The organism is Promineifilum sp. (SeqCode), assembly GCF_041918635.1.
Lineage (GTDB): Bacteria > Chloroflexota > Anaerolineae > Promineifilales > Promineifilaceae > Promineifilum.
This window is the reverse complement of sequence record NZ_JAYRVJ010000696.1, coordinates 1-3,763: the sequence shown is the minus strand read 5'-3', so window position 1 is coordinate 3,763 and position 3,763 is coordinate 1. Positions and strand designations below refer to the sequence as shown.

2 protein-coding genes are annotated in these 3,763 nt (G+C 71.0%); both read right to left on the bottom strand.

Annotated elements, in window-relative coordinates:
* Window positions 1-1,599, bottom strand: a 1,599-nt coding sequence (locus ACE3UY_RS20375) for a biotin/lipoyl-binding protein (protein WP_374689317.1), incomplete at its 3' end; no start/stop codon positions are given.
* A gap of 106 nt (window positions 1,600-1,705) precedes the next feature.
* Window positions 1,706-3,487, bottom strand: coding sequence for an FAD-binding oxidoreductase (locus ACE3UY_RS20370; RefSeq protein ID WP_374689316.1), 1,782 nt, complete (start codon window positions 3,485-3,487; stop codon window positions 1,706-1,708).
* Window positions 3,488-3,763: the final 276 nt, after the last annotated feature.

Below are 3,763 nucleotides of genomic sequence, written 5' to 3'. Positions count from 1 at the left end.
CTCGGCCGTCGCCAGGGCCGCTTCCGCGCCGCGCAACCCGGCCTCCACCGCCGTCGCGTCCAGCCGGATGAGCGGGTCGCCGGCGCTCACGGCCTGCCCGGCGCTCACCAACGTTTCGGCCACCGTCCCGCCGGTCTGGAAGGCCAGGTCGGCGGCGCGGCGCGGGACGATCTGCCCCTCGGCCGTGGCCGGGCCTTCGGCGGCCGTGGCGGCCGAGGCGGGCGCGTCCTCGTCGAAGGCGACGAAGGCGGTCATGCCCCAGCGCAGCGGCGCGTCGCCGGCGTCGTCCAGCCGGACGGTGACGGCGTAGGTCACGTCGCCGCGCAGGTCGCGGGCCACGGGCGAGACGGCCGTCACCACACCGGGCAGGGTCAGGTCGGGCAGCGCGTCGATGCGCGCCTCGGCCGGGTCGCCGGCGGCCACGCCGGCCACGTCGAGTTCGGTCAGATCGGTCGTCTCCACCAGCCAGCCGGAGAAGTCGGCCAGGGCGACCGCCGGGACGCCGGCGGCAACGACTTCGCCCGGCTCTACGGCCACGTCGGCCACCACACCGGCGAAGGGGGCGGTCAGGGCGCGGTCGTCCAGGGCGGCCTGGGCGGCATCGAGGGCGGCCTGGGCGGCGGCGACATCGGCCTGGGCGCGGGCGGCGGCAGCGGCGGCGCTTTCGGCCCGCGCCTGGGCGTCGGCCAGGGCCGCGCGCGCGCCGGTCAGGCCCGCCTCGGCCACGGCCACCGCTTCGGGCGAACCGCCGGCCAGCAGCAGGTCCAACTCAGCCTGGGCCGCGCCGCGTTGGGCGGTAGCCGCGGCCAGCCCGGCGGCGGCGGCGCGGCGCTGGGCCTCGGTGGCCCCGCCGCTCACCTCGTCCACGGCCAGTTGCGCGGCGTCGATGGCGGCCAGCGCGGCGGCGTACTCCCGTTCGGCCTGGGTCTGCGCGTCGGGGTCGTCGCCGGCCCGGGCCTCCTCTAATTGCAGGCGCGGGGCGATGGCCGCGGCCTCGGCGGCGCGCAGGTCGGCCTCGGCCGCCCGCAGCCGCGCCTCGCCCGCCCCTTCCAGCACCAGCGCCTGAGCCGCTTCGGCCTGGGCCACGCGGGCCGCCGCCAGGGCCACGCCGCTCTCGCCCAGGGCGATCTCTTCGGGGCGCGGCGCGGCGCCGGCCAGGGCCACTTCCGCTTCGGCGGCGGCCACGCCCAGTTCGGCGGCGGCGATGGCGACCTCGGCCGCGGATAACCCAGCCTGGGCCGCCGTCAGGTTCGCTTCGGCCGCGGCCAAACCGGCTTCGGCCCGCCGGACGGCCAATTCCTGGTCGGCCGACTCCAACCGCAGCAGGGGGTCGCCCGCCTCCACCGCCGTCCCCGCCGGCGCGACCACCTCGACGACCGGCCCGCCGGCGGCGAAGGCCAGCGCGGCGCTGCGCAGCGGCAGCAGTTGCCCCTCGGCGGCCACGCCGCCCGCGCCACGCACGTCCGCGGGGGACAGGGTGGGGACGGGGGCGGCGCTCTCGGCCGGCCGCGGGGCGAAGTATTGCCGGTACATGAATAGCCCCCCCGCCAGTAACGCGACAATCACCAGCACGCCCACGAATGCGCGCTTCCAGTTCATCCCTAACTCCTGTTGAAGAAGAATCCACAGATTTCACAGATGACACAGATTAAAGAGAGAAATCTGTGTAATCTGTGAAATCTGTGGATTCCTTCTGACTGCTCGCCTACTGCCCGGCCGGCTCGGGGGCGAAGACGTTGTTGGCGACGCCGAAGACGTTCTGCGGGTCGGTCGCCGCTTTAATGTCGCGCAATAGCTCCACGCTGGCCGGCGTCAACGTCTGCGGCAGGAAGTCGCGCCGCAGCTTGCCGATGCCGTGGTGGTGAGAGATGGAGCCGCCGTGGGCCATGATCGTCTCGCGCATGGCGTGCTCGATCTCGGCGAAGATGCGGTCGGGCGCGTCCGCCCCCTTGGCCGAGAAGCCGTGGGTGAAGTAGATGCACACGCCGGTGTGGTAGACCTGGGTGATGCGCGGTGAGACGTAGGCCCGGCCGGGCAGCCCAAAGCTCTTATGCATCTCCGCCGCCCGCGCCGCCACCGCGTCGCAGACTTCCGAGATCCGGCTCCACGGCACGGTCGTCTCATACGTCTCGCCGATGATGTGGTAGTCGGTCAGGAAGTCGCGAATGTAGGCGATGGCGTAGGTCAGCATGTAGCCGCGCTGGCCGTTGTGCGCCCCGCCGGAGATGCCGCCGTGCTTCCTGGCCAGCCGCTTGATCTCCGCCTCCTGGTGGGCCACCTCGGCCGCCGCGCCCTCCATGACAATGGTCGCCGCCACCAGTTCGTGCGGGTCGAAGCCCTTCACGTCGGTCAGCACCGTCTTCTGGATGCGGCTCATCAGCTTGTCGCCCGACGTCGCCCGCCCCTTGAGCGCCTGGCCGAAGCGGAACTGCACGTTGTCCACCAGGCGGATGCTGGCCGGCAGCGCGCCCGACCGGGAGAGATCGAAGAGGAAGTCAGTCCCGGTCTTGAAGTCGCGGAAGACGAGCGAGCCGTACCTGGTCACCTCCGGCAACTGGTGGATGCGAATGACGGCGCGGGTGATGATGCCCAAATTGCCCTCGCTGCCGAAGGCCACCTGCTGCGGCTCGATGCCCATGGACACGCGGGGCATGGCGTCGAGGTTCTCCACGACCCCCTGCGGCGTCACCAGCGTCACCTGCTCGACGATGTCCTCGATGTTGCCGTAGCGGTTCTTCTTCATGCCGCTGGCGTTGGTGGCGATCCAGCCGCCCAGGGTGGACAGCTCGACGCTGTCCGGCTCGTGGCCGCAGGTGAAACCCAATTCGGCCAGCTTCTCTTCCAGCACCTTGCCGGTGATGCCGGCCTGGACGCAGGCGCGGAAGTTCTCGCGATCGACCCACTCGATGGCGTCCATGCGGCGCATGTCGACCGAGACGATCATGCGCGGGTCGCTATCGGGCAGCTTCAGGGCGCAACTGACGCTCGTGCCGCCGCCGTAGGGGACGAGGCAGACGTTGTGGTCGGCGGCCAGTTCGATGAGGCGCACGACGTCGTCCTGCGACTCCGGGTAGACGACCAGGTCAACGACGCGGTCGAGATGGTTGTAGAGCACCTGGTAGACCTCGTCGGCCGTGGTCTGGCCGTGGCTGTGGAGCAGCCGCTCGCGCCGGTCGGTGGTGTGGCGCGCCGCCGGGAAGGCCGCGGCCAGGTCGGCCATGAAGCCGGCGTTGAGGTTAGGCTCCGGGACGGGCTTGTCGGCGCGTTCCGGCTTGATGTCGTTCAGGTCGATCTGGACGCCGAGCATCTCCTCGACGAAGGGGATGAAGCCGGGCATGTCGTAGCCCGAGACGGCGTAGCGCTGGCCGGTAACCTTGACCGAGCGGTCAGGATTGACCACGAAGCGGGTGTCGGCGAAGCCCCAGCGGTGGCCCCAGGTCTTGTCATCCAGCCGCGCGGCGGCCTTGTTCAATGCTTTGTCTGCCATGGTGTGAATCTCCGAAAGCGTTTACTGCGAGGGCATTATGCGTTAATCCTCTTGCGGAGGCAACCTGGGGTAGGGGCAGACCTGCGTGTCTGCCCTCTGCGCAGGGGCGCACACGCAGAGGGCGCACACGCAGGTGCGCCCCTACCGGTTGTTGTAGGGGCAGACCTACGTGTCAGCCCTCTGCGCATGGGCGCACACGCGCAAGGCGCACACGCATGTGCGCCCCTAACGTATGGTTAACGGGCATACCAACGAGTCACCCCTCTACGCATTGGG

What these genes read in the sequence shown, in the direction of transcription:
- ACE3UY_RS20370 (WP_374689316.1), bottom strand. Translation starts at nt 3,487, where the DNA reads ATGGCAGACAAAGCATTGAACAAGGCCGCCGCGCGGCTGGATGACAAG.